Source organism: Priestia taiwanensis (assembly GCF_014638355.1).
Classification (GTDB): domain Bacteria; phylum Bacillota; class Bacilli; order Bacillales; family Bacillaceae_G; genus Priestia_D; species Priestia_D taiwanensis.
In genome coordinates, this window is record NZ_BMFK01000001.1 from 2,256,444 (window position 1) to 2,276,947 (window position 20,504).

Sequence of the window (20,504 nt, forward strand, 5' to 3'; positions counted from 1 at the left end):
CTTCATCCTTTCTACGTGTCTCCTGCACATACTATGTCGCCTTCTTCTTTTTTGAGTGTGTCTATGCACAACCTTATCCCTAAAAAATAAACTCCAGAGAATGTTCTCTGGAGTTTATATCTTATTCCTCTCGAATTAAACTGCGATTTTTCAAAAATACGTTCCAAAAAATAAGGAAACCTGGTAATAAAACAGCCACACCAGCTGCATATACAATTAATAAAGTACGGAATGTTTCTACCGTTGTAAATCCATCTGTTACTGTCATAATTGGGTACACAATATACGGTAGATGGGCCGAACCATATGCGAAACTGGCAATACCATACTGCAATACAATTGCAATCATCGCAAAACGTGGCCAGCCAACATTCTTCTCATTTCGTAAACTCCACCAAAGCGCACTATAACCAAGGATGAAGCAGAACAACGAAATCATAAAAAGAAGCAATTTATCTTGTAAGTTAGCCATCAACCAACTTGCAGCTGGATCCATTACACCTAATGCTACAATAGCCATGAGAAGAGCAACTGGTCCTAAAAACAAAGCATTGCGACGATATATAATGTATGTATCTTCTGATCCTAATTCACGAGAAAAATCAGCTAAAAATAAGGCAGATAAAAACAATTCAGAAGCTAGACCAAATAACATATATGCGTATATCGTCGGGCTCGAAAATACTTTCCCCAAGTCCAGTGTTTCTACCCCATCAACAACACTAATAAATCCACCTTCTGTTATAGGTAAGACAATGATTAACAACATTGGGACAAGTAACCCTGTAATCCCCGAAACAATTCGTAGTAACTTGCTATATTTCTCAAAACTATGCGAGAACACCATAAGTGAACTTCTTAGTACAATAAGTACTAAAATTAATGTTACAGGTACGAACATAGCGGTCGCGAAAGAGAATGCTGCTTTCGGAAAGAAGACCATAACGGCAACAACTAAAAACACAAGAAACGTGTTCGTTACCTCCCACGTTGGAGATAAGAAGCGATTTGCTATTTTTCCTGCTAATGTTTCATGATTCGCATATACCATCGACCAAAAACCAGTCCCAAAATCAATCGCTCCTAAAATGCTGTATACAGAAAGTAACGTCCATAAAATAATAATGGCTAAATCTGCTTCATACATGATTTTTTCCTCCGTATGTTTCTAGCTCTTTTGCAAGAGGATGACGCTTGAAATACGAAATTAATACAACTACTGTCAAAATTGCTAGGACAATATATAAAATAACGAATAAGAAATATAGTTCCCCTACATAATCAGCTCGTGTTGCTGCATTTGTTACACGTTGCACCCCGTAAATTGTCCAGGGCTGACGACCGCTACAGCTAAAAATCCAACCAAATTCAATTGCAAGAATTGAAACAGGACCGAGTGATACCACAAGCCACAACAACCATTTTGGCAACTGTACAGATTGTTTCCGTTTATATAACCACCACATAAATAATGCGAACAGAACAATACCAAACATAAGAGAACCAAGCCCTACCATTAAATTAAACAACACATGCGTATAAAACGGTGGCCATGTTTCCCTTGGAAATTCTTCTAATCCTTTCACGACTGTATCAAACGTGCCACCTGCCAAAATACTAAGTGCCCCAGGAACTTCCAATCCATATTCCATTTCAAGCGTATCTGGGTTCACAAATCCACCAATCGTTAACCCTGCATTCGCTTGTGTTGCAATTAATCCTTCTGCCGCCGCTAACTTTTCCGGGGAATGTTCATGCAACATAACAGCCGAACTATGACCTGAGAACATCATAAGTGTTCCTGTTATAGCTGCTACGACTAACGAAACATACAGTCCCTTTCGATAATAACCAAACTCTTGATGCTTTGCCTTTCTTCGCAACAATTTAAATCCAGCAAGTGCAGCTACAACACACGCTCCTGTAGCGAATGCTGTAATAACAACGTGCCATGAACTAACAAAGAAACTTGGATTAAAGAAAGCTCTCCATGGATCAACATTATAAATTGTGCCATCATCTGCAACCGAGAATCCTGCTGGTGTATTCATCCACGTATTCGCCGATGTAATTAATACAGCCGAAGCCGTTGCCCCAAACATTACAAAGAACAACGAGATAAGACGTAAGTAACGTGGTAACTTATCCGCTGCGTACACATAAATCGACATGAATAATGCTTCTAAAAAGAAGGCAAAAATTTCAATTTGAAACGGAACTGCAATAACTTGACCAACGATTTCCGCAAATCCAGGCCAAAGAAGTGATAATTGTACCCCTACAATCGTTCCAGTTGGAATGGCTACTCCAAGCAAAATTGCAAATCCTTTCGTCAATCTCTTCGCCATAATTGCATAATTATTATCTTTCTTTACTTGATACAAAATCTCAAAAATAAAAATCATTAATGACAAACCAATTGCCAACGTCGCGAAAATAATATGAAATGCGAGTGAGCTTCCAAAGAACATTCGCGCTAATACTACTGTATCCATGCCTCTAACTCCTTCACATGTTTTAGCAGTATTTTCCTACATTTCCTGTTAAATTATGCATAAGAAAACAAAAGAAAAAAGCAGGAAGAGATTACTTCCCTGCTTTTGATTTACTACCTTTTTTCGAACGATATGTTTTTCCTTTGTTATCATCCCCGCTAATTGGATGGGATGTCGATGCGGACGGTGATCCTTGGTTGCCACTTCCACGACTGCCATTTCGACTTGTCATGCTACTCTCCTCCTATTGATTTTTCGTTTGACGTGCTTTCTTTGATGATGTTAATTCAATTGTTTCGTTCCCTTTATGCTTTGCTGAACCTTTTGCTTTTGTCTTTCCCATTTAGTTGTCCTCCCTTCCACTTACGAATAGATTGTCACATTTTTTCTCGTTTATACGGTATTCTTCGGTAGGAGTTGCAAATATTAAAGACATAGTAAGGAGGGATAACAATGGCACATGGACATACGAAAAAAGGAAAACAACGTAGCTCTGTAAATCAATTCGGGCACTCTGAAGAATCAGCTCATTCAAAGAGTGAAAAGATGGAAGAACATCATCAAGCTTATATGCGCAAATTAAAAAACAACAAGTAAGAGAGGGAACTATCCATGAGTAACGATGCTAGAGGTTCAAAGAAAAATCGTCCAAGTGACGCAAACCACGTTAGTGCAAAGGATAAAGCAAAACAACGACGTAAATCAAAACAAAACGAGCAACAATAGAAACAAGGCTTAGGATTTCTCCTAAGCCTTTGTTTTCTTATTCCCCTGATTGCCAGTGATGATTTATAACACTCAAACTATTTCTTTCCATTCATATCTTTCTAACTAAGATAATTGTTTACGCACAACTCCATGATAAAACTCCATGTACATACGTAACTCCGTAACTAAATCATTCACTAATTTCACTGCATTCTCAGCTAATTCCCCGTCTTCAAGAATGAAGTTCTTATCAACAACAACTTGCTTCGGAATAACATTCGCGTATAAACCACGACTAACAATACGCATATTATTTAATGCATTCATACCGCCCTTACCGCCACCACCAACAGCAAATAATCCTACTGGTTTATGCGTCAATTCACTTCCTAAGAAATCAAGAGCATTTTTTAATGCACCACTCATTCCGCTATGATATTCTGGCGAGCAAAGGATTACACCATCTGCTTCGGCTACGAGCTTTTGTAATGCTTGTACTGATTCAACTTCTCTTTGCTCACTCTCACCATTATATAAAGGTAATCCTGCTGTACTTAGGTCAAATAATTGTGCATTGTGATGCTTCTCCATCCATTTCGCCGCAAGTCGTGTACGTCCAAACGTGCGAGGCGTTCCATTAATCACTACTAATTTCATGATTTTCAACTCCTTCTATAAGTATTTAGTCCCCTCTTCCAACAGGATAACATTTTTCTTATTTTCAGAAAATTATTTTAACTTATAATTTACTTGCTATGAAATGCTTTTCATAACGTATAGTGACATCATGATACAACTAAGCTAACTAACGAGGTGGAATAACATGAAGAAAATCGTATTTTTTGATATAGATGGAACGTTACTAAATAAACAAAATAAAATCCCACAATCAACGAAAGATGCTATTAACACACTACGTGAGAATGGCGTTTATGTTGCTATTGCAACTGGACGTGCTCCGCAAATGTTCGAAGATATTCGTGAGGAGCTAAACATTGATTCTTATATTTCGAACAATGGACAATACGTTGTCTTTGAAGGAAAAGAAATTTACACCAATCCAATGCATACAGAAGCTCTTCATATGTTAGCAGAAGATGCAGCAACACATAAACATCCAATGCTATTTACGAATGAAAAAGAAGTCATTATTACACACGAAGATCATCCTCATGTGAATGAAAGTTACTTACACTTAGGTTTAGACTATCCAGCAGTAAATAAAGACTATTATAAAGACAACGACTTATTCCAATGCTGTGTCTTCTGTGAAAAAGGAGAAGAACAATTTTACATGAATAAGTACCCTCAATTTGATTTCATCCGTTGGCATGATTTATCAATTGATGTATTACCAAAAGGCGGTTCAAAAGCAGAAGGAATTGCAAAAATGCTAGAATTAACTGGATTCACACAAGAAAATACGTATGCATTCGGTGATGGCCTAAATGACTTAGAAATGATTGCATACGTTGGAACAGGCGTTGCGATGGGGAATGCAGTAGAACCGTTAAAAGAGGTTGCTAATCATATCACAACAAGTAGCTGTGAAGATGGTATTTATCATGCATTAAAGACATTTGATTTAATTTAACATAGACAAAAAGAGGTAGTAATTAATTACTACCTCTTTTTGTCATACTGTTTTTCGTTTAATTAACTCGTAAGGTAATTCAATATCTCTTATTTCATTACAATCACCTGTTAACTTATGATGAATGATATTCAATGCGTGCATCCCAACTTCATGAATAGGTTGTGCGATTGTTGTAATATCCAAAGCTTCTGCAATAGGTTGATTATCAAGGCCAATAATCGCCAATTCGTTCGGTATATAGATACTATTCTTTCTGGCTTCTGTTACAATTCCAGCTGCTACCGTATCTCCTGCCACTAACAATGCTGTGGGACGTTCACCCATCTTCATCCATTTATGCACGAGCTCGATTCCGTCATTCATCGTTACATAATTAGTAAAAATCCATTCTTCTCTCAGTTGCTCCTGTAAACGAAGGTGCGCCTCTTTATACGCTTCAAAGCGCTGTGAATTGTTAAAACTATTTATCCTGGCTACAACTATTCCAATATGTCGATGCCCTTGTTCAATCAAATAATCAATTCCTGTAGCCGAAGCTGCATACGAATTAATATATGTCGATGAGATTTCATGCTGATTGGACTTCTCACATGCAACAATTGGACCGTAACGTGCATACTCTGTTACATGATCCCATGTATTTGCTTTCGAACAAATAATAAGCCCATCTATTTGTTTATGTTTCAACATCTCAAGAATTGAAATTTCCTCTTCCTTCTCATAATTAGTAGGACAAAGCAAAATACGATAGTTATATGTATGTGCCTCCTGCATAATTCCTTCAATTAATCCGGCAAACCAAGGATGATCGATATATGGAAGGATAACACCAATAATATTTGTTTTTCCTTTGACAAGATGAACAGCATTTACATTACGTGCATAACCCATCTTCTCAATGACTTCATGTACAATTTTCCGCTTTTCTTCACTCACATAAGGATGGTTATTTAATACGCGTGATACAGTTGTTATCGAAACACCTGCTAGCTTCGCAATTTCTTTAATGTTTGCCATCAAATCCCCCCTTTTCATATCATACATGAAAAAAAAATTTTTTTCTGCTTGATATGAAAATGTTTTCATCTTCTATAGTAGACATGAGGAGAATATTCCAGTCATTGGCGTCATCTCTATAGCGTAACATTGATTGATTAATTCTCTTCTTTCTTAGATCTCTCCTACATCATGAAATGTAAGAACATGCCCATCTGGATCAACGATAGAGATAGACATTCGTTCCCTTTTATAAGGTATTTCGTAATAATCTAATTTCTTCATAAATTCATTCATACCACGAACAGAAATTGCAACATATACTCCTTCATCTATATGCTGTGGGACAAGTTGCAAACGTAATTGCCCCGAACCAAGGTTATACCATACGCCCGGATAAGAAAATGAAGGTCGATCCTTACATACCGAAAAACCAATAATCCCCTCATAAAAATAAAAGGATTGTTTCAAATTTGTCACCGGCAACGTCACATGCATTCTTCTTTCCCTCCTTTTAAACTTCTTACACGTGAAAGGCATATTTTATCTATAAATCCGAATACGATACTTAATGTAAAGCTTCGTTTGGAGGTGCATGATATGACAAATAAACATACACCAATGAAAACGTACGTCCCTTATCATGGGAAACATGATCCTTGTCCGTCTATTGGCAAAAACTTTTACTCCACTCCCCCTCATTTATATATGGGATTCCAACCACCAAATTTACCACAATATTCACCGAAAGAAGCACTACAAAAAGGAACACTCTGGCCTGCTTTCTATGATTATTATGACAATCCATATAAGACAGGAGGAGCAAAACGTTGAATGAAACATTACCAGATGAATTTTATGAATGGATGACAGAACTACAAGAATATGACTTCGTTTTAGTAGAACTAACCCTCTATTTAGATACACATCCTGATGATATTAAATGTATTCAGCAATTCAATGAATTTTCCTACAAAAGACGGCTCTTAAAAGAAAAGATGGAAAACAAGTATGGGCCACTCCAACAATATGGGAATAGCTATTCAAATGCGCCGTGGCAATGGAGCAAAGGTCCATGGCCATGGCAATTATAAAGGAGGGAACATATGTGGATTTATGAGAAGAAATTGCAATATCCAGTACGAGTCAGTACATGCAATCCAATGCTTGCGAAGTATTTAGTTGAACAATACGGCGGTGCAGATGGAGAATTAGCTGCAGCCCTTCGATATTTAAATCAACGATACAGTATCCCTGATAAAGTAATTGGCCTTCTTACTGATATCGGTACAGAAGAATTTGCTCATTTAGAAATGATTGCAACAATGATTTATAAATTAACAAAAGACGCGACACCAGAACAAATGAAAGCAGCTGGATTGGACACCCACTATGCCTCTCACGATAGCGGCCTGTTCTATCATGATTCTGCTGGTAATCCATTTTCTGCAACGTATATTCAGTCAAAAGGTGACCCAATTGCCGATTTATATGAAGATATTGCCGCAGAAGAAAAAGCTCGTGCAACATATCAATGGATCATCGATATGTCTGATGATCCAGATTTAAATGATGGATTACGGTTCTTACGCGAAAGAGAAATTATCCACTCACAACGTTTCCGTGAAGCTGTTGAACTATTAAAAGAAGAACGTGATCGTAAAATTTATTTTTGATTCTTTAAAGATCTATCACCATATAATCTGCAACGAGGAGGGAGAAATAATTGAGAAAAGTACTTTTATTCGGTGATCCAGGTATCGATGATTCCTTAGCAATTATGTATGCACTCCTCCATCCCGACATTGAATTAGTTGGGATTGTTGCTGGATATGGGAATGTCTCACGCGATCAAGCAACGAAAAATGCTGCCTACTTACTCCAACTTGCCAAGCGCGAAGATATCCCGATTATCGCAGGTGCAATCAGACCTTTGAGTGGAGAAGTAAATGTATACTATCCAGAAATTCATGGCCCAAGCGGTCTTGGCCCCATTCGTCCCCCAGCAAATTTACAAGTAAGAATATATCCGTTCCAAACTATTTTCTCCCTTGTGAATCAATACAAAAATGAATTAACAATTATCGATGTTGGCCGCTCTACAAGCCTAGCTATTACATTCCTCCTCGGCGAAGAAACAATGAAAAAAGTAAAAGAATATTATATAATGGGCGGTGCTTTTCTTACTCCAGGGAATGTAACTCCCCTCGCCGAAGCGAATGTATTCGGCGATCCAACCGCTACCCAAATCGTACTCGAACAAGCACAAAGCGTAACCATGATTCCATTAAACGTAACAAACAAAGCCATCATTACTCCAGCGATGATTGACTATATTCTCAAGCAAAACCACGCAACATTTGAATTTTTAATTCAACCTATTTTCCATTATTATTTCAAGTCCTATCAAAAACTCCAGCCCGGTTCAAAAGGAGCTCCTCTCCACGACTTAGTAACATTTAGCGCCTTATCAAACCCATCCCTTGTTGAATATACGTACCGAGAAGTAGAAGTGGTCAGTACAGGTAGAACTGGCAATACGCGCGGTCTCACAGTAGCTGATTTTCGCCCTCGCTCCCAAGAAAAATCACACAAAAAAGATACCCGTATTGGCCTCAACTTACATACAGATGCATTCGTTCAAGACTTTATTAACATTATGTCACGATGAAAAAAAGAACACGAGGCAACGCCTCGTGTTCTTTTTTCCTTACTTTCATGTAACTTTATTCGCCTCTACAGGGAAAACAGTTTCTACTTGAAAAAGATACTTATTTGTAATCAATCTTCCTGTCTTCTCTACCTACTCCGCAATAAAATGATACATTCTCTCTTTTTACTAACGATTTTCTTTATCTAATTGAACACTCGTTAATGTGGGTTTCTAAATTAGGATATTCTATCATAAGAACTTATACCTCTCCACATAGAAATCGACCTATCTCCTATACAAAAACCTCTCGTTCATTTGTTTTCAAAATGAAACGAAAGGTTTCGATCTATCTTGATTATTTACTTTGCTTTCCTAACAGTGTCACAATTGTAATTCCTGCTACAAATGTAATGACGCTTGCTACTAAATGAACCGTACTCATTGCAAATCCTGGGAAAATAACCGCTAATGAACCAAGTACAAGCCCAATAATAGCTGCATATGTCATATATCCATAACGTACCATTAAGAAACGGATTCCACGGCTACTTACAATAAAACCAACAATAACTCCAGCTCCTATTACGGCAATTAGAGGAATATTAAATGTTGATAGTGCATTAATTGCCGTTGGATATACACCAATTAATAGTAAGACAAACGAACCACTTACTCCTGGTAATAGCATTGCCATACTTGCTAGCCAACCGGCAAAGAATAAACCAATACCATTCTGAATCGTTAATTCTGTAATCGGTGTTCCTGTTTTATCCGGTGTAAAGAATGCCATTGATGCAACTAATACAGTTCCTATAAAAATCATCATAAAGTGTGGTACTTTAAAATGATTCTTCGCATCTGCTTCTTTCCATAACAAAGGAATTACCCCAACGATTAACCCTAAGAAAAAGAACTGTGTTGGTCCCTTATGATATTCTAATAAATAACTAATTACACGACTAAGCGCTAATAGCGCTGCTCCAACCCCAATACCTAAAGGAATTAAAAAGCCTAAATGACGTTTCCAGTCCTTACTGAAAAAGCCATTAATTGCATCAAGTAATCGGTCATAAATACCAAGTACTACCGCAATTGTTCCGCCACTAACACCAGGAATTAAATCACTAATTCCCATTAGTAGACCACGATAAAGATTCTTCCATTCCATATTTGTTTTCCTCACTTTTTTTCTCTATTAAATAAGATTCCTCTTATTTCCTTATTGCTTATAAACGACTTTACCAGTATAGCAAGAAAGGGTGAAAGAGGACAACAGTTCAAATGGAATAGGCACGTACCATGACTTAAGAAAATTATTATAACAGGAACACACTATACTTTAAGCGAATATGTACTTCTATAGCGAAGTACACTCAATAGAAGTTTACTTTTATTGAAGAAGGGAGTAGAACAAATGCTAGAACTTCAAGGAAAATACAACAAAGCAAAAGTATTTACAAATAATGTGGAAGAAATAGCCGCAGAACAAATTAAAGAACTTTGCGATCAAGAATTTACAAAGGACAGTAAGATTCGCATTATGCCTGATACACATGCAGGAGCAGGATGTACGATTGGAACGACGATGACCATCCAAGATAAGATTGTTCCAAATCTCGTTGGCGTAGATATTGGCTGTGGGATGGAAGTTGTCGTCATTAATAAGAAAAAAACTGACATTAATTTTGATCAAGTAGATGAAACAATTCGTAAATATGTCCCTAGTGGCTTTAATATCCGAGAAGGACGACACCGCTTCTCGAAGCTGATTGATTTCCGAAATGTGCGAGCACCATTTAACTTAAAACGCGCGCAAAAAAGTGTTGGTACACTTGGTGGGGGGAATCATTTTATCGAATTAAACGAAGACGAACATGAGAATGTCTATATCGTTATTCATAGTGGTTCGCGTAACTTAGGAAAACAGGTAGCTGAGTACTACCAACATCTCGCTTACAACCAACTACTAAACGTAACATCAATAAAGCAAGAGTTAATTGACAAGCTGAAAGCAGAAGGACGCGAATCAGAAATCCAAACAGAACTAAAGAACATTAAACTCCCTGAAATCCGTAAAGACTTAGCTTACTTAGAAGGACAGGGATTTAAAGATTACATGAATGATATGAAAATTGCTCAAAAATATGCGGAATTAAATCGTAAAGCAATGATGGATGAAATTGTCACTCGCATGGGCTGGGAAACGGTTGACCAATTTACAACGATTCATAACTACATCAATATTGACAATATGATTTTACGAAAGGGTGCAATTTCCGCCCAGCAAGGCGAACGCGTCATCATTCCAATTAACATGAGAGATGGTTCTCTTATCGCTTACGGAAAAGGAAATCCAGACTGGAACTTCTCCGGCCCACACGGTGCAGGCCGGATTATGAGCCGAAAGAAAGCGAAAGAAACGCTAGACTTAGCTGAATTCCAGCAAACAATGTCTAACGTATGGACAACGTCCGTTGATGAGAATACACTAGACGAAGCACCGATGGTATATAAACCCATCGATGAGATTGTAGAAAATACGAAGGACGCTATCGATATTAAACATATTATTAAACCAATTTATAACTTTAAGGCGAATTAGAAAAAGCCTGTAGTCTCTATAGAATCCGTAGAGACCACAGGCTTTTCTTCCATTCTTCTTATTCACCTTCATATTTTATATGCGGTTGCTGGTGTAATATCCAATACTTCCGTTACAATATCTATTTGGAATGTGTCTCCAATTAAAAAGGAATAGGCCATTATTATCTTAGAACCCCTTTGTACCACTTTTTTAATATAATCTCTCTGCATCTTACATTAACCGCTCTAGCACATTCGCCACACCGTCTTCATCGTTCGTACTCGTAACTAGATATGCAACTTCTTTCAACTCTTGAATTGCATTTCCCATTGCAACTGGATACTGACAAGCTTGAAATAATTCCATATCATTCCAATCATCACCGAATGGCATCACGTAATCCATCGATATATGATGACGGGTACATAACTCCATTACTTCCCTCTTCTTCGTTACACCATGTGCCATGATTTGAATTAATGTTGCTTCATCCGTACAGACCATACTGACTTTATCCTTGAATTGTTGATGTAACATTTCATACTTAGGATAGTCTGAAATTAATAATTTGGAAGCTGGTATACTCTTTAATTCCTCCCGCGAAACGACAATTGGATTCACAACGGCGTTCATTGCTTTACTGTAATCTAACGTTTTTGTGCTGTACCATCTATCTTCTGACTCTACAGACAGAGCTACATCATCATGAAGAACTATATATTCAATAAGTTCATGTGCAATAGATGGTTCAATCGGATAATGTCGTCTATAACTTGTTGTATACTCCTCAATTAATGCACCGTTATAGTAAATGATAGATGCAATTTCTCGTAGTTCCTGAGGTAAAAAAATACGAACGAACCTCGGTGCTCTAGCTGTTGCAAAAATAATTGTCATTCCATTCTTATAACAAGTAAGAATTGCTTGTTCACATCTCTCTGACACTTCTTTTCTTGAATTTAATAAAGTCCCGTCTAAATCCAATACAATTGCTTTAATATCCGCTTTACAGTCCATTCGTCCATCCCCCCATACTATGTATTTCTCCTAAATACACTACTTCTTTTTCCATATTTTAACAACCTGTTCTGTGCTTGTATATTCCTAACCTACAAGAAAAAAACCGCTGTCTCCAGCGGCTTCACACATACTTCCTATGCACGGTCTTTCCGTCATACGTAAAGAGCACTTTCTTATTCTCTAACAATGTTTCTAAATTCACCGATCGTCCCCATAGTGTATAAATGTGAGGCAATACTTTCTCTAGGTACTTCAAATCTAATTCAATGCCTTCATAAGAATGTTTCAAATACAATTCACCATTCTTCAAGTAATCTCCGTCTTCGACCATAATATATGGAAATCCTCCGTTTGTACGCATATTAACGAGCTGATCACGAACATGTTCCCACTCTTTATCAACTACTTTATATTCACGGCCTTGACGCTGGAATAAGTACATATCCTCTCTATAAACGAGTTCCTTCGTTAAATAATTACGGATAAATGATGTGTCACTTTCGATTTCACGGACTTCAAACATCTTCTCCCGGCCACGCCCTGGCTTTGCACCGTATCGGACCATCTCTTCATCAGGATTGTTATAACGCTCTTCAATATCTTCGAATATTTTAATTCCTAAATAGTACGGATTAATACTCGTTTTAGACGGTTGCACAACACCTGCATTTAACTTCGCAAACTCAATCGATTCATCTGATGTTAAATCCATTTCACGAAGAATACGTTGATGCCAATAAGAAGCCCAGCCTTCGTTCATAATTTTCGTTTCCATTTGTGGCCAGAAATAGAGCATTTCTTCTCGCATCATCGTCAAAATATCACGTTGCCACTCTTCTAGCTCCCGGCTGTATTCTTCAATGAACAATAATAAATCTTTCTCCGGTTGTGGTGGAAATTTCTTTTTCTTCCTCGCTTGTGGTAAATCAGACTTCTTCACTTTCTTCTCATCTAACTTCCATAAATCATCGTACGGAGAGAATTTCTTCTCTTCTTCCACATCAAGATATAAATCATCTAATGACCATGATAACTTACTACGCATAAGCGATGGATCAATATGTTCTTGAATTGCCAACACTGCATCGAGAAACTCTTCTACTTCCCTCTTTCCATATTGATGTTCATATGCTTTTACTCGGTCGGCTGTAGCGGCCATACTTTCAACCATATCCCGTTTCGTATTAGAGAAACGAACATTATTTTTAAAGAAGTCGCAATGCGCTAATACGTGTGCGACGATTAATTTATTTTGAATCAACGTGTTCGTATCAAGTAAGAACGCATAGCATGGATTTGAGTTAATAACTAACTCATAAATTTTGCTTAATCCTAAATCATAATGTAACTTCATTTTAAAAAATTGTTTTCCGAAACTCCAATGAGAAAATCGCGTCGGCATGCCATACGCTCCGAATGTATAAATAATATCTGCTGGGCATATTTCATAACGCATCGGATAAAAGTCTAACCCAAATCCTTTTGCAATTTCCGTAATTTCATCAATCGCATATTCTAATGCTTTGTAGTCACTTGCTTTCATAGGCCCCTCTCCTTTTCTCTGCTTTACTCTAATGTATGAATAAGCACATCAAAAGATGAAGAGCTTCTTTACGCGCATGAATCTTATTACGTTGATATAATGGTAATAACAACCAATTAAAACAAATGAGGTGTATATATTGCTTTCTACTCCTAATCACTTACAAGCTGATTGCGAAAATTGCTTTGCCTTATGTTGCGTTGCACTTCCTTTCGCAGCTTCTGGAGATTTTGCCATGAACAAAGACGGTGGTATACCATGTTCGAATTTACAAGCAAACTTCAAGTGTGGAATTCATAAAGACCTTAGAGAGCAAGGATTTAAAGGGTGTACCGTCTTCGAATGTTTCGGTGCTGGGCAAAAAGTTTCTCAACATACCTTTAACGATGTAAGCTGGAAAAAAAATCCAGAGCAGGCAAAGAAGATGTATGATATCTTTCCAATTGTACAACAACTACACGAAATGCTCTTTTACTTAAAACAGGCACTATCATTAGAAGCTACCCGCCCCATCCACGAGGAACTTCGTTTAGCCTTTGAAGAAACAGAGCATTTATCTAATCTTGATGTAGAATCACTTCTACACATACATATCCCACTGCATCGTACAACAGTGAATGATTTACTCATCCAAACAAGCGAACTCGTATGGATGGCATCTGGCCTTAAAGGGAAACGAAAAAATCATCAACGAGCAAATTTTATTGGTACAAAATTAAAAAATGCAAACTTAGCAGGCGCTAACTTGCGAGGGGCTTGTTTCATTGCAGCTGACTTACAAAATGCAAATTTGAGAATGGCTGATTTTATTGGGGCAGACTTACGTGATACAAATCTTAGGGGTGCAGACCTGACAGGCAGTATCTTTCTTACCCAAGTACAGGTAAATGCAGCAAAAGGAAATGTCCAAACGAAATTACCATCCTCACTCGTCCGACCATCACATTGGAAATAGGGATGAACGAGATTATATCATTGTTAATGGTATGAAAAAAGGAGAGCTTTCTTTAGCCCTCCTTTCCTCATCTATTTTAATAATGCGTATACTTTCTCTACTTCTTGGGACGTCATCGCTTTTCCATGTGTACGTTGTACGTACTGTAGTAATGCTTGTTCTTCTCGCTTCCTAGCAGAGAATATCTTCACTTCATTACTACGCATATTTATTTCTGCATCTTTATGCACGAAGTACACAATTCCCTTCACTGGAATACTTATATTCGCTTGCTTTAACAACGCATATACACGTTCTACATGAGTCCCAACTTGCTTCAATGGATTATATAATGTCTTCGTATATGGTTTTCCTTTGTAATCAATTTTTTTCTGTGACCAATCGTTATCAGCCACTTGGCCGATAATCTTACCGCTTACGTTCTTTGTTTCAATAACAAATACACCTGCTGGACCTATAACAACATGATCTAACTGGCTACTTTTTCCGTTTATCGTAACAGTCGTATCACCTACTACTTTGTATTGCTTTGATAGTGAAGCAAGTAGCTTTGTCGTTTTCTGCTCCCCTTCAACACCCGCCCGCAAAATCTTTGCTTGCTTCGATGCTTTTCTTCGTATAAGTTCACAGCTAACGGCAATGCTTAAGAACAGTCCTTTTACAACAAGCCGATCATACCCTACATATACCGATAAACCAATTCCCACTAACGTAAGGAGAAGAAACACATAGCTCGCAATGCGCCATAACCAATATTTATGTGTTAAACGTAATGTCATTCTTTTACCTCTATTTTCTTATAATATGCTTCATTATATCATCATTTTCCTATATTCGTGGAGGCATTATCGTATCACCTTATGTATATCTTTGGTAAAATAAGGACAATTCAAAAAAGGGGATGAAAAGATGGAGTTTCCAATGCTACATTCAGAGCGATTATTATTAAGGAAAATGGATGAACGTGATATAGATGCGTTATATGCCTATTTTTCAAAGGATATCGTCACACAATACTTTGGCATGGATACATTTAAAGAAGTAGAAGATGCGCGTAAATTACTCGATAGCTTTGGGCAAACATTTGAACAAAGAAGAGGATACCGATGGGGAATTGTGTTAAAGGAAACAAACACATTAATTGGGACGTTTGGTATTCATAGCCTTCTTGCTTTGCATAAGCGTGCAGAAATTGGCTATGACTTACACCCTGACTATTGGCATAAGGGATATGCAACAGAAGCGTTGGAAACGGTTCTTACATTTGGATTCAATAAATTAGGTCTTCACCGCATTGGTGCGATTATCTTCCCAGCTAATACCGCTTCAAAGAATCTTGTTCTAAAACGAGGATTTGTAGAAGAAGGAACCTTACGAGATTATATTTTTCAACATGGAAAGTCACACGACACTATCATTTATTCACTTACAAGAAAAGAATGGGATTTAAATAAGTAATACACGACGTTGCACCCGTGCATCGTCTTTTTTTCATTAGTTTTCTCATCTAAAAAAAATCTATACCCCTATCACATCATTTCCTCCCTTAACAAAATATTTCTGTTTTTTTCTCTTATAACTTCACCAAACTAGAAGTAACTCCATTAAAGGAGGAAATAAATGGTGCATTATAACGAGTATGATAAAGCGTTGTTTTTCACGTATAGTTGCAACTGGGAACAGTTAATGCTCTTGATGGTACAAACAAAAGATGAATTATTCTCAAAGCGCATTGAGCATTTCCTACACGCGTTCAAATACGAACGCGACCTCTCTGTTGTAAATGACAAACTTCAACTCCTATTTCAATATATAGACCATGCCCAACAAGCGGAATATCCGTTTGAGGGAGAAATACCAGAACAACTTATGTAAAAAGAAGAGGGAATTCCCTCTTCTTTTATATTTATCAGTATAATGAACGTTCATTGGCACATACTACATACAAGGTTTTCGCGACTAGTTCATAATTTAGGATGTGATACATTGAAACGAAAGATATATATATCCATACTTATGCTCTTACTACTTAGCGCTTGTAATATCAATCATCATAACAATGATGTCACAGAAAAGGATCTTTCTCATTTACTACAAAATATCGAAGAAAAACATAATGCCAAGGGAAAAATCCCATTTCACGGTGTAAAAGATACGAAAGGAAAAGTAAATATCTTAATTGTCGGAGTTGATTCAAGAGATAATGAAAGAGCTCGCTCTGATGCAATTATGATTGCACAATATAATCCAAAAAACAAACATGCCAAGCTTGTTTCTATTATGCGTGACTCCTATGTTGAGATTCCGAACTACAAGAAACAATTTCATAAAATTAATACCGCTTATTACTTAGGTGGCCCTGAATTATTACGAAAAACGATTAAAAAGAACTTCAGCATTGATGTAGAACATTTCGTAGCAATTGACTTCAAAGGATTTATTAAAATAGTGGATCTCGTAGCACCAGATGGAATTGAAGTAAATGTAAAAGAAGCCATTATTAAAGATATGGCTCTTAACTTACAACCGGGTCTGCAGCGTCTACATGGAAAAGAATTACTTTCTTACGCCCGATTCCGTCATGATGGAGAAAGCGACTTCGGCCGTGTAAAACGCCAACAGGAAGTCTTAACCTCTCTCAAAGAAGAGTTTGTGAATCGATTAGGAACTGTTGATGGTGTCTTTAAACTTCCGACTGTTGGGGAAGAAGTACTTAACTATATTGATACAGATATGAGTATGAAATCCCTCCTTTCATTAGGTGGCAGTGTTCTATTAAATAAAGTAGAACATATTGAAACAATGCGAATTCCACTCAATTCTGCATATCGAAATTCAAAATCTTCTCATGCTGGTAGTATATTAGAACTTGATTTCTTAAAAAATAAAGAAGCACTAAAAGAATTCCTCGTAGATGAACCAGCTCCAGTAATTAGAGACAAAGGCAAATAAACAACGGACGAGTAAATACCCGCAGTAGAATACTGCGGGTATTTACTTGATAGCATCTACTATATATTTTGCATCCTTTCCAACCCCACAAATAAGCGCTGAACCACGTTGATATTGCCATGGTAACCCGATATAATATAATCCTTCCACTGGACTTATACCTCTTATATGAAAGGGAAATCCACTCTCATCTAACGCCCCCTCTACTTGAATCCATTCATAATGAGGAATAAAGCCTGTTGACCAAATAATTGTTTCAGCGAACATTCTGCTACCATCATCAAAAATAACTTCTTTTCCTTCTGCTTGTATAACCTTTGGTTTCCCTTTTACTTTTCCTTCTTTTAGTAGTTTTTTTAATTCAAAACCAAAGATAGGATCTTTTCTCTTTCGAAACCATCGACCTCTTCTCGTATCAATCCCTGCATATAATAACCCAATCCTATCTAACCAAACAAAAATACTCCTTCCTAATAACTTTGTCGGTAAAAAGGTAGAGGGATGACTTGTCGCAATTGTCACATCATGTGTATCAGCCAGTTCAACTGCAATTTGTGCACCTGAATTCCCACCACCGACCACAAGAACAGACCCTTTATTTACTTGATCTGGTGACTGATACGTAGCCGAGTGCAGTTGATACACCTCCTCATATAAGTTACTCGAAATAGCTGGAATAAACGGTTTCTGAAAGGCTCCTGTTGCGATAACTACATTATTTGCGCATAGTACCCCTTTATTGGTAACAACTTCAAATATATCATTCACTTTTACAACTTTCTGTACAGTTGTTTCTAATTGAACTGGAAATGAAAAATGCATTGCATACTTTTCCAAATAATTAGCTACTTCGTCTTTTGTCGGCAATGCTTCTACGTCACCTTCCATTGCCATTCCAGGTAATGCACTATATACTTTCGGTGTAAATAACACTAATGACTCGTATCGCTTTCTCCATGCGTCTCCAATACGTTCTTCTGCACCGACAATAATGAAATGATACCCCGATTGCTTCAAATAATAAGCAATGCTTAAACCAGCTTGCCCCACACCTATCACAACAATATCGTACATACTGATTCCACTATCCTTTTTCTTCCATTATAAATCCCTCTACACGCATAAGGGAAGATATATCCACATAGAAATGGCTACTTTCATTCTGTTTATCACAAGATGAAAGTAGCCATTTCTCTTTATTGATTATCTATTATGCACCCTTTGATGCGCTTTGTTCTTTCTTTTCGTCAACTGGTGTTGCACATTCATGTAAATGTTTATCTAATGCTTTCATATATGCTGCTTTCTCTTCTGCAGTCCACTCTAATAAACTACTCATGCAATCAACAATTGCTTGTTTCCATTTGTATACCCACTTAATGTTAAACAGAGATGTACCTGTTCTTCTCATGAAGAAGTCGATTGGTGTTGCTGTCATTTCCTCTTCAATTGCATATACAACCGTCGCGTAAATATCAGCTGGTAAGCCAAATTCTTTCGCTTTTTCAGCATGCTCACTTACTAATGCGTAGACTTTACTTACGTTTGATCCATAGAAACGAGCTAATTTCTCTGCTTCTTCAGTTGTAAGACCAACTTTTGCTCCTTCTTCTACTTGTTTAGCAACATATGCTTCAAAGTGTGTAGATCCACCAACATCACCGCCAGAGATTGGCATATGTTTTGTTTGAGATGAACCGAATAACACTTGCTCTTCTTCTTTAAATTTAGTAGCAACAAGATCTACTACCATTTGCGCCATATGACGGTATCCTGTTAACTTACCACCCGCGATTGTAATAAGACCTGAATCAGATGTCCAAATCTCATCTTTACGAGAAATTTCAGAGGCATTTTTACCTTCTTCATAAATTAATGGACGAACACCAGCCCAGCTTGATTCAACATCTTCCACTGTTACTTTCACAGTTGGGAACATGTAGTTAATTGCATCAATGATATACTCGCGATCTTCTACTGTCATACGTGGATTAGCCTTGTCCGCATCGTAGAATGTATCTGTCGTTCCTACGTATGTCTTGCCATCACGTGGAATAGCGAACACCATACGTCCATCTGGCGTATCGAAGTAAATCGCTTGTTTTAATGGGAAACGTGATTGATCAATTACTAAGTGAACACCTTTAGATAATTGAAGAACTTTTCCTTTTTTCGAGTTATCTTTCTCACGTAATGTATCTACCCATGGACCTGTTGCGTTCACGATTTTCTTCGCATACATTGCGTACTCTTCTCCAGTTAATTGATCTACTACGTTCACACCAACTACTTTGCCATTTTCATAAATAAATGAATCTACTTTTGCGTAGTTAATTGCTGTTGCACCACGTTTTACTGCTTCTTTCATTACTTCAATTGTTAATCGAGCATCGTCTGTACGATATTCTACATAATATCCGCTACCTTTTAATCCTTCGCGCTTTACTAATGGCTCACGATCAATTGTCGTTTGAACGTTGAACATTTGACGACGTTCCTTCTTCTTAACACCTGCTAAGAAATCATACACACGTAAACCAATTGATGTACTGAATGCACCAAATGTCCCGCCTGTATGGAATGGTAACATCATCCACTCTGGTTTAGTAACATGTGGTCCATTTTCATATACAATTGCTCGTTCTTTTCCTGTTTCCGCTACAACATTTACTTGTAATTGTTTTAAATAGCGTAGACCACCATGAACAAGCTTCGTCGAACGGCTTGAAGTACCCGCAGCAAAGTCTTGCATCTCAACAACAACTGTATTCATCCCACGCGTTACTGCGTCTAATGCGATACCAGAACCAGTAATTCCTCCACCAATTACAAGAAGATCCACTTTTTGCTTATGCAACCCTTTCAATACTTCCGTTCTTTGTTTGCTTGAAAATAATCCACTCATCACTAATTCCTCCTAGTAAAGTAAACACGTTGTTCTATATGTTTAGACTCTCTTATATAAAACATTCGTTAAATTAAATTTCCTTATTCTATTTGC

At 37.3% G+C, this 20,504-nt stretch carries 23 protein-coding genes; 11 read left to right on the forward strand and 12 right to left on the reverse strand.

Annotation, left to right across the window (positions count from 1 at the left end):
• Positions 1–121: 121 nt before the first annotated feature.
• The 3 genes from IEV41_RS11720 to IEV41_RS11730 all read right to left on the reverse strand — a co-directional run bounded on the left by IEV41_RS11720 (position 122) and on the right by IEV41_RS11730 (position 2,727).
• A complete protein-coding gene (locus IEV41_RS11720; RefSeq protein ID WP_188388552.1) occupies positions 122–1,147 on the reverse strand; it encodes a cytochrome d ubiquinol oxidase subunit II in 1,026 nt (341 codons plus the stop codon).
• A complete protein-coding gene (locus IEV41_RS11725; protein ID WP_188388553.1) occupies positions 1,140–2,495 on the reverse strand; it encodes a cytochrome ubiquinol oxidase subunit I in 1,356 nt (451 codons plus the stop codon). The genes IEV41_RS11720 and IEV41_RS11725 overlap by 8 nt, the downstream gene beginning before the upstream one ends.
• Before the next feature lie 91 nt (positions 2,496–2,586).
• Positions 2,587–2,727, reverse strand: coding sequence for an imidazoleglycerol-phosphate dehydratase (locus IEV41_RS11730; protein WP_188388554.1), 141 nt, complete (start codon positions 2,725–2,727; stop codon positions 2,587–2,589).
• Between the two features lie 221 nt (positions 2,728–2,948).
• Here IEV41_RS11730 and IEV41_RS11735 point away from each other — a divergent pair, with 221 nt between their 5' ends.
• A complete protein-coding gene (locus IEV41_RS11735; RefSeq protein WP_188388555.1) occupies positions 2,949–3,092 on the forward strand; it encodes a hypothetical protein in 144 nt (47 codons plus the stop codon).
• 234 nt (positions 3,093–3,326) lie between these two features.
• On the opposite strand, the gene IEV41_RS11740 is transcribed toward IEV41_RS11735, so the two are convergent.
• Positions 3,327–3,860 (reverse strand): NADPH-dependent FMN reductase, encoded by a 534-nt coding sequence (locus tag IEV41_RS11740; protein WP_188388556.1) that lies wholly within the window; start codon positions 3,858–3,860, stop codon positions 3,327–3,329.
• 166 nt (positions 3,861–4,026) lie between these two features.
• Between IEV41_RS11740 and IEV41_RS11745 the strand changes: the two genes are divergently transcribed.
• Entirely contained in the window at positions 4,027–4,797 is a 771-nt protein-coding gene (locus IEV41_RS11745; protein WP_188388557.1) for a Cof-type HAD-IIB family hydrolase, read from the forward strand.
• A 42-nt stretch (positions 4,798–4,839) separates the two neighbouring features.
• Here IEV41_RS11745 and IEV41_RS11750 read toward each other — a convergent pair whose 3' ends face one another.
• Positions 4,840–5,817 carry a LacI family DNA-binding transcriptional regulator gene (locus IEV41_RS11750; protein WP_188388558.1) on the reverse strand — a complete coding sequence of 326 codons (978 nt, stop codon included), beginning with the start codon at positions 5,815–5,817 and terminating at the stop codon, positions 4,840–4,842.
• 153 nt (positions 5,818–5,970) lie between these two features.
• Positions 5,971–6,294 (reverse strand): VOC family protein, encoded by a 324-nt coding sequence (locus tag IEV41_RS11755; protein WP_188388559.1) that lies wholly within the window; start codon positions 6,292–6,294, stop codon positions 5,971–5,973.
• A gap of 123 nt (positions 6,295–6,417) precedes the next feature.
• On the opposite strand from IEV41_RS11755, the gene IEV41_RS11760 reads away from it, so the two are divergent.
• From IEV41_RS11760 to IEV41_RS11775, 4 genes are read left to right on the forward strand one after another with little or no spacing between them, the layout of a single operon-like run.
• The gene (locus tag IEV41_RS11760) at positions 6,418–6,630 is read left to right on the forward strand and encodes a spore coat associated protein CotJA (RefSeq protein ID WP_188388779.1); all 213 of its coding nucleotides are present in this window, start codon (positions 6,418–6,420) and stop codon (positions 6,628–6,630) included.
• Between the two features lie 32 nt (positions 6,631–6,662).
• Positions 6,663–6,890 carry a spore coat protein CotJB gene (locus IEV41_RS11765; RefSeq protein WP_205181511.1) on the forward strand — a complete coding sequence of 76 codons (228 nt, stop codon included), beginning with the start codon at positions 6,663–6,665 and terminating at the stop codon, positions 6,888–6,890.
• 12 nt (positions 6,891–6,902) lie between these two features.
• Entirely contained in the window at positions 6,903–7,472 is a 570-nt protein-coding gene (locus IEV41_RS11770; protein ID WP_188388561.1) for a manganese catalase family protein, read from the forward strand.
• A gap of 50 nt (positions 7,473–7,522) precedes the next feature.
• Complete coding sequence (locus tag IEV41_RS11775) at positions 7,523–8,467, forward strand: nucleoside hydrolase (protein WP_188388562.1); 945 nt, start codon at positions 7,523–7,525, stop codon at positions 8,465–8,467.
• Positions 8,468–8,804: 337 nt separating this feature from the next.
• Here IEV41_RS11775 and IEV41_RS11780 read toward each other — a convergent pair whose 3' ends face one another.
• The gene (locus IEV41_RS11780) at positions 8,805–9,617 is read right to left on the reverse strand and encodes a DUF368 domain-containing protein (RefSeq protein WP_188388563.1); all 813 of its coding nucleotides are present in this window, start codon (positions 9,615–9,617) and stop codon (positions 8,805–8,807) included.
• Positions 9,618–9,863: 246 nt separating this feature from the next.
• Here IEV41_RS11780 and IEV41_RS11785 point away from each other — a divergent pair, with 246 nt between their 5' ends.
• Positions 9,864–11,051 (forward strand): RtcB family protein, encoded by a 1,188-nt coding sequence (locus tag IEV41_RS11785; RefSeq protein ID WP_188388564.1) that lies wholly within the window; start codon positions 9,864–9,866, stop codon positions 11,049–11,051.
• A gap of 213 nt (positions 11,052–11,264) precedes the next feature.
• Here IEV41_RS11785 and IEV41_RS11790 read toward each other — a convergent pair whose 3' ends face one another.
• Positions 11,265–12,050, reverse strand: a complete 786-nt coding sequence (locus IEV41_RS11790; RefSeq protein WP_188388565.1) for an HAD family hydrolase — start codon at positions 12,048–12,050, stop codon at positions 11,265–11,267.
• Between the two features lie 124 nt (positions 12,051–12,174).
• Positions 12,175–13,596, reverse strand: a complete 1,422-nt coding sequence (locus tag IEV41_RS11795; protein ID WP_188388566.1) for a SpoVR family protein — start codon at positions 13,594–13,596, stop codon at positions 12,175–12,177.
• A 235-nt stretch (positions 13,597–13,831) separates the two neighbouring features.
• On the opposite strand from IEV41_RS11795, the gene IEV41_RS11800 reads away from it, so the two are divergent.
• Positions 13,832–14,551, forward strand: coding sequence for a pentapeptide repeat-containing protein (locus IEV41_RS11800; RefSeq protein ID WP_188388567.1), 720 nt, complete (start codon positions 13,832–13,834; stop codon positions 14,549–14,551).
• Between the two features lie 71 nt (positions 14,552–14,622).
• On the opposite strand, the gene IEV41_RS11805 is transcribed toward IEV41_RS11800, so the two are convergent.
• The gene (locus tag IEV41_RS11805; protein WP_188388568.1) at positions 14,623–15,330 is read right to left on the reverse strand and encodes a nuclease-related domain-containing protein; all 708 of its coding nucleotides are present in this window, start codon (positions 15,328–15,330) and stop codon (positions 14,623–14,625) included.
• A gap of 130 nt (positions 15,331–15,460) precedes the next feature.
• Here IEV41_RS11805 and IEV41_RS11810 point away from each other — a divergent pair, with 130 nt between their 5' ends.
• The 3 genes from IEV41_RS11810 (at position 15,461) to IEV41_RS11820 (ending at position 17,503) form a co-directional block, all read left to right on the forward strand.
• Positions 15,461–16,009 carry a GNAT family N-acetyltransferase gene (locus tag IEV41_RS11810; RefSeq protein ID WP_188388569.1) on the forward strand — a complete coding sequence of 183 codons (549 nt, stop codon included), beginning with the start codon at positions 15,461–15,463 and terminating at the stop codon, positions 16,007–16,009.
• A 162-nt stretch (positions 16,010–16,171) separates the two neighbouring features.
• Positions 16,172–16,426 carry a YhdB family protein gene (locus IEV41_RS11815; RefSeq protein WP_188388570.1) on the forward strand — a complete coding sequence of 85 codons (255 nt, stop codon included), beginning with the start codon at positions 16,172–16,174 and terminating at the stop codon, positions 16,424–16,426.
• A gap of 111 nt (positions 16,427–16,537) precedes the next feature.
• Complete coding sequence (locus IEV41_RS11820; RefSeq protein WP_188388571.1) at positions 16,538–17,503, forward strand: LCP family protein; 966 nt, start codon at positions 16,538–16,540, stop codon at positions 17,501–17,503.
• A 42-nt stretch (positions 17,504–17,545) separates the two neighbouring features.
• Here the strand turns inward: IEV41_RS11820 and IEV41_RS11825 are convergent, their stop codons facing one another.
• Together IEV41_RS11825 and IEV41_RS11830 are read right to left on the reverse strand one after the other, a co-directional pair.
• On the reverse strand, positions 17,546–18,577 hold the full coding sequence (locus IEV41_RS11825; protein WP_188388572.1) for a flavin-containing monooxygenase: 1,032 nt from the start codon (positions 18,575–18,577) through the stop codon (positions 17,546–17,548).
• Positions 18,578–18,713: 136 nt separating this feature from the next.
• Positions 18,714–20,408: a glycerol-3-phosphate dehydrogenase/oxidase gene (locus IEV41_RS11830; RefSeq protein ID WP_188388573.1), complete on the reverse strand. Its 1,695-nt coding sequence runs from the start codon at positions 20,406–20,408 to the stop codon at positions 18,714–18,716.
• Positions 20,409–20,504: the final 96 nt, after the last annotated feature.

What these genes read in the sequence shown, in the direction of transcription:
- IEV41_RS11720 (WP_188388552.1), bottom strand. Translation starts at nt 1,147, where the DNA reads ATGTATGAAGCAGATTTAGCCATTATTATTTTATGGACGTTACTTTCT.
- IEV41_RS11725 (WP_188388553.1), bottom strand. Translation starts at nt 2,495, where the DNA reads ATGGATACAGTAGTATTAGCGCGAATGTTCTTTGGAAGCTCACTCGCA.
- IEV41_RS11730 (WP_188388554.1), bottom strand. Translation starts at nt 2,727, where the DNA reads ATGACAAGTCGAAATGGCAGTCGTGGAAGTGGCAACCAAGGATCACCG.
- IEV41_RS11735 (WP_188388555.1), top strand. Translation starts at nt 2,949, where the DNA reads ATGGCACATGGACATACGAAAAAAGGAAAACAACGTAGCTCTGTAAAT.
- IEV41_RS11740 (WP_188388556.1), bottom strand. Translation starts at nt 3,860, where the DNA reads ATGAAATTAGTAGTGATTAATGGAACGCCTCGCACGTTTGGACGTACA.
- IEV41_RS11745 (WP_188388557.1), top strand. Translation starts at nt 4,027, where the DNA reads ATGAAGAAAATCGTATTTTTTGATATAGATGGAACGTTACTAAATAAA.
- IEV41_RS11750 (WP_188388558.1), bottom strand. Translation starts at nt 5,817, where the DNA reads ATGGCAAACATTAAAGAAATTGCGAAGCTAGCAGGTGTTTCGATAACA.
- IEV41_RS11755 (WP_188388559.1), bottom strand. Translation starts at nt 6,294, where the DNA reads ATGCATGTGACGTTGCCGGTGACAAATTTGAAACAATCCTTTTATTTT.
- IEV41_RS11760 (WP_188388779.1), top strand. Translation starts at nt 6,418, where the DNA reads ATGAAAACGTACGTCCCTTATCATGGGAAACATGATCCTTGTCCGTCT.
- IEV41_RS11765 (WP_205181511.1), top strand. Translation starts at nt 6,663, where the DNA reads ATGACAGAACTACAAGAATATGACTTCGTTTTAGTAGAACTAACCCTC.
- IEV41_RS11770 (WP_188388561.1), top strand. Translation starts at nt 6,903, where the DNA reads ATGTGGATTTATGAGAAGAAATTGCAATATCCAGTACGAGTCAGTACA.
- IEV41_RS11780 (WP_188388563.1), bottom strand. Translation starts at nt 9,617, where the DNA reads ATGGAATGGAAGAATCTTTATCGTGGTCTACTAATGGGAATTAGTGAT.
- IEV41_RS11785 (WP_188388564.1), top strand. Translation starts at nt 9,864, where the DNA reads ATGCTAGAACTTCAAGGAAAATACAACAAAGCAAAAGTATTTACAAAT.
- IEV41_RS11790 (WP_188388565.1), bottom strand. Translation starts at nt 12,050, where the DNA reads ATGGACTGTAAAGCGGATATTAAAGCAATTGTATTGGATTTAGACGGG.
- IEV41_RS11795 (WP_188388566.1), bottom strand. Translation starts at nt 13,596, where the DNA reads ATGAAAGCAAGTGACTACAAAGCATTAGAATATGCGATTGATGAAATT.
- IEV41_RS11800 (WP_188388567.1), top strand. Translation starts at nt 13,832, where the DNA reads ATGAACAAAGACGGTGGTATACCATGTTCGAATTTACAAGCAAACTTC.
- IEV41_RS11805 (WP_188388568.1), bottom strand. Translation starts at nt 15,330, where the DNA reads ATGACATTACGTTTAACACATAAATATTGGTTATGGCGCATTGCGAGC.
- IEV41_RS11810 (WP_188388569.1), top strand. Translation starts at nt 15,461, where the DNA reads ATGGAGTTTCCAATGCTACATTCAGAGCGATTATTATTAAGGAAAATG.
- IEV41_RS11815 (WP_188388570.1), top strand. Translation starts at nt 16,172, where the DNA reads ATGGTGCATTATAACGAGTATGATAAAGCGTTGTTTTTCACGTATAGT.
- IEV41_RS11825 (WP_188388572.1), bottom strand. Translation starts at nt 18,577, where the DNA reads ATGTACGATATTGTTGTGATAGGTGTGGGGCAAGCTGGTTTAAGCATT.
- IEV41_RS11830 (WP_188388573.1), bottom strand. Translation starts at nt 20,408, where the DNA reads ATGAGTGGATTATTTTCAAGCAAACAAAGAACGGAAGTATTGAAAGGG.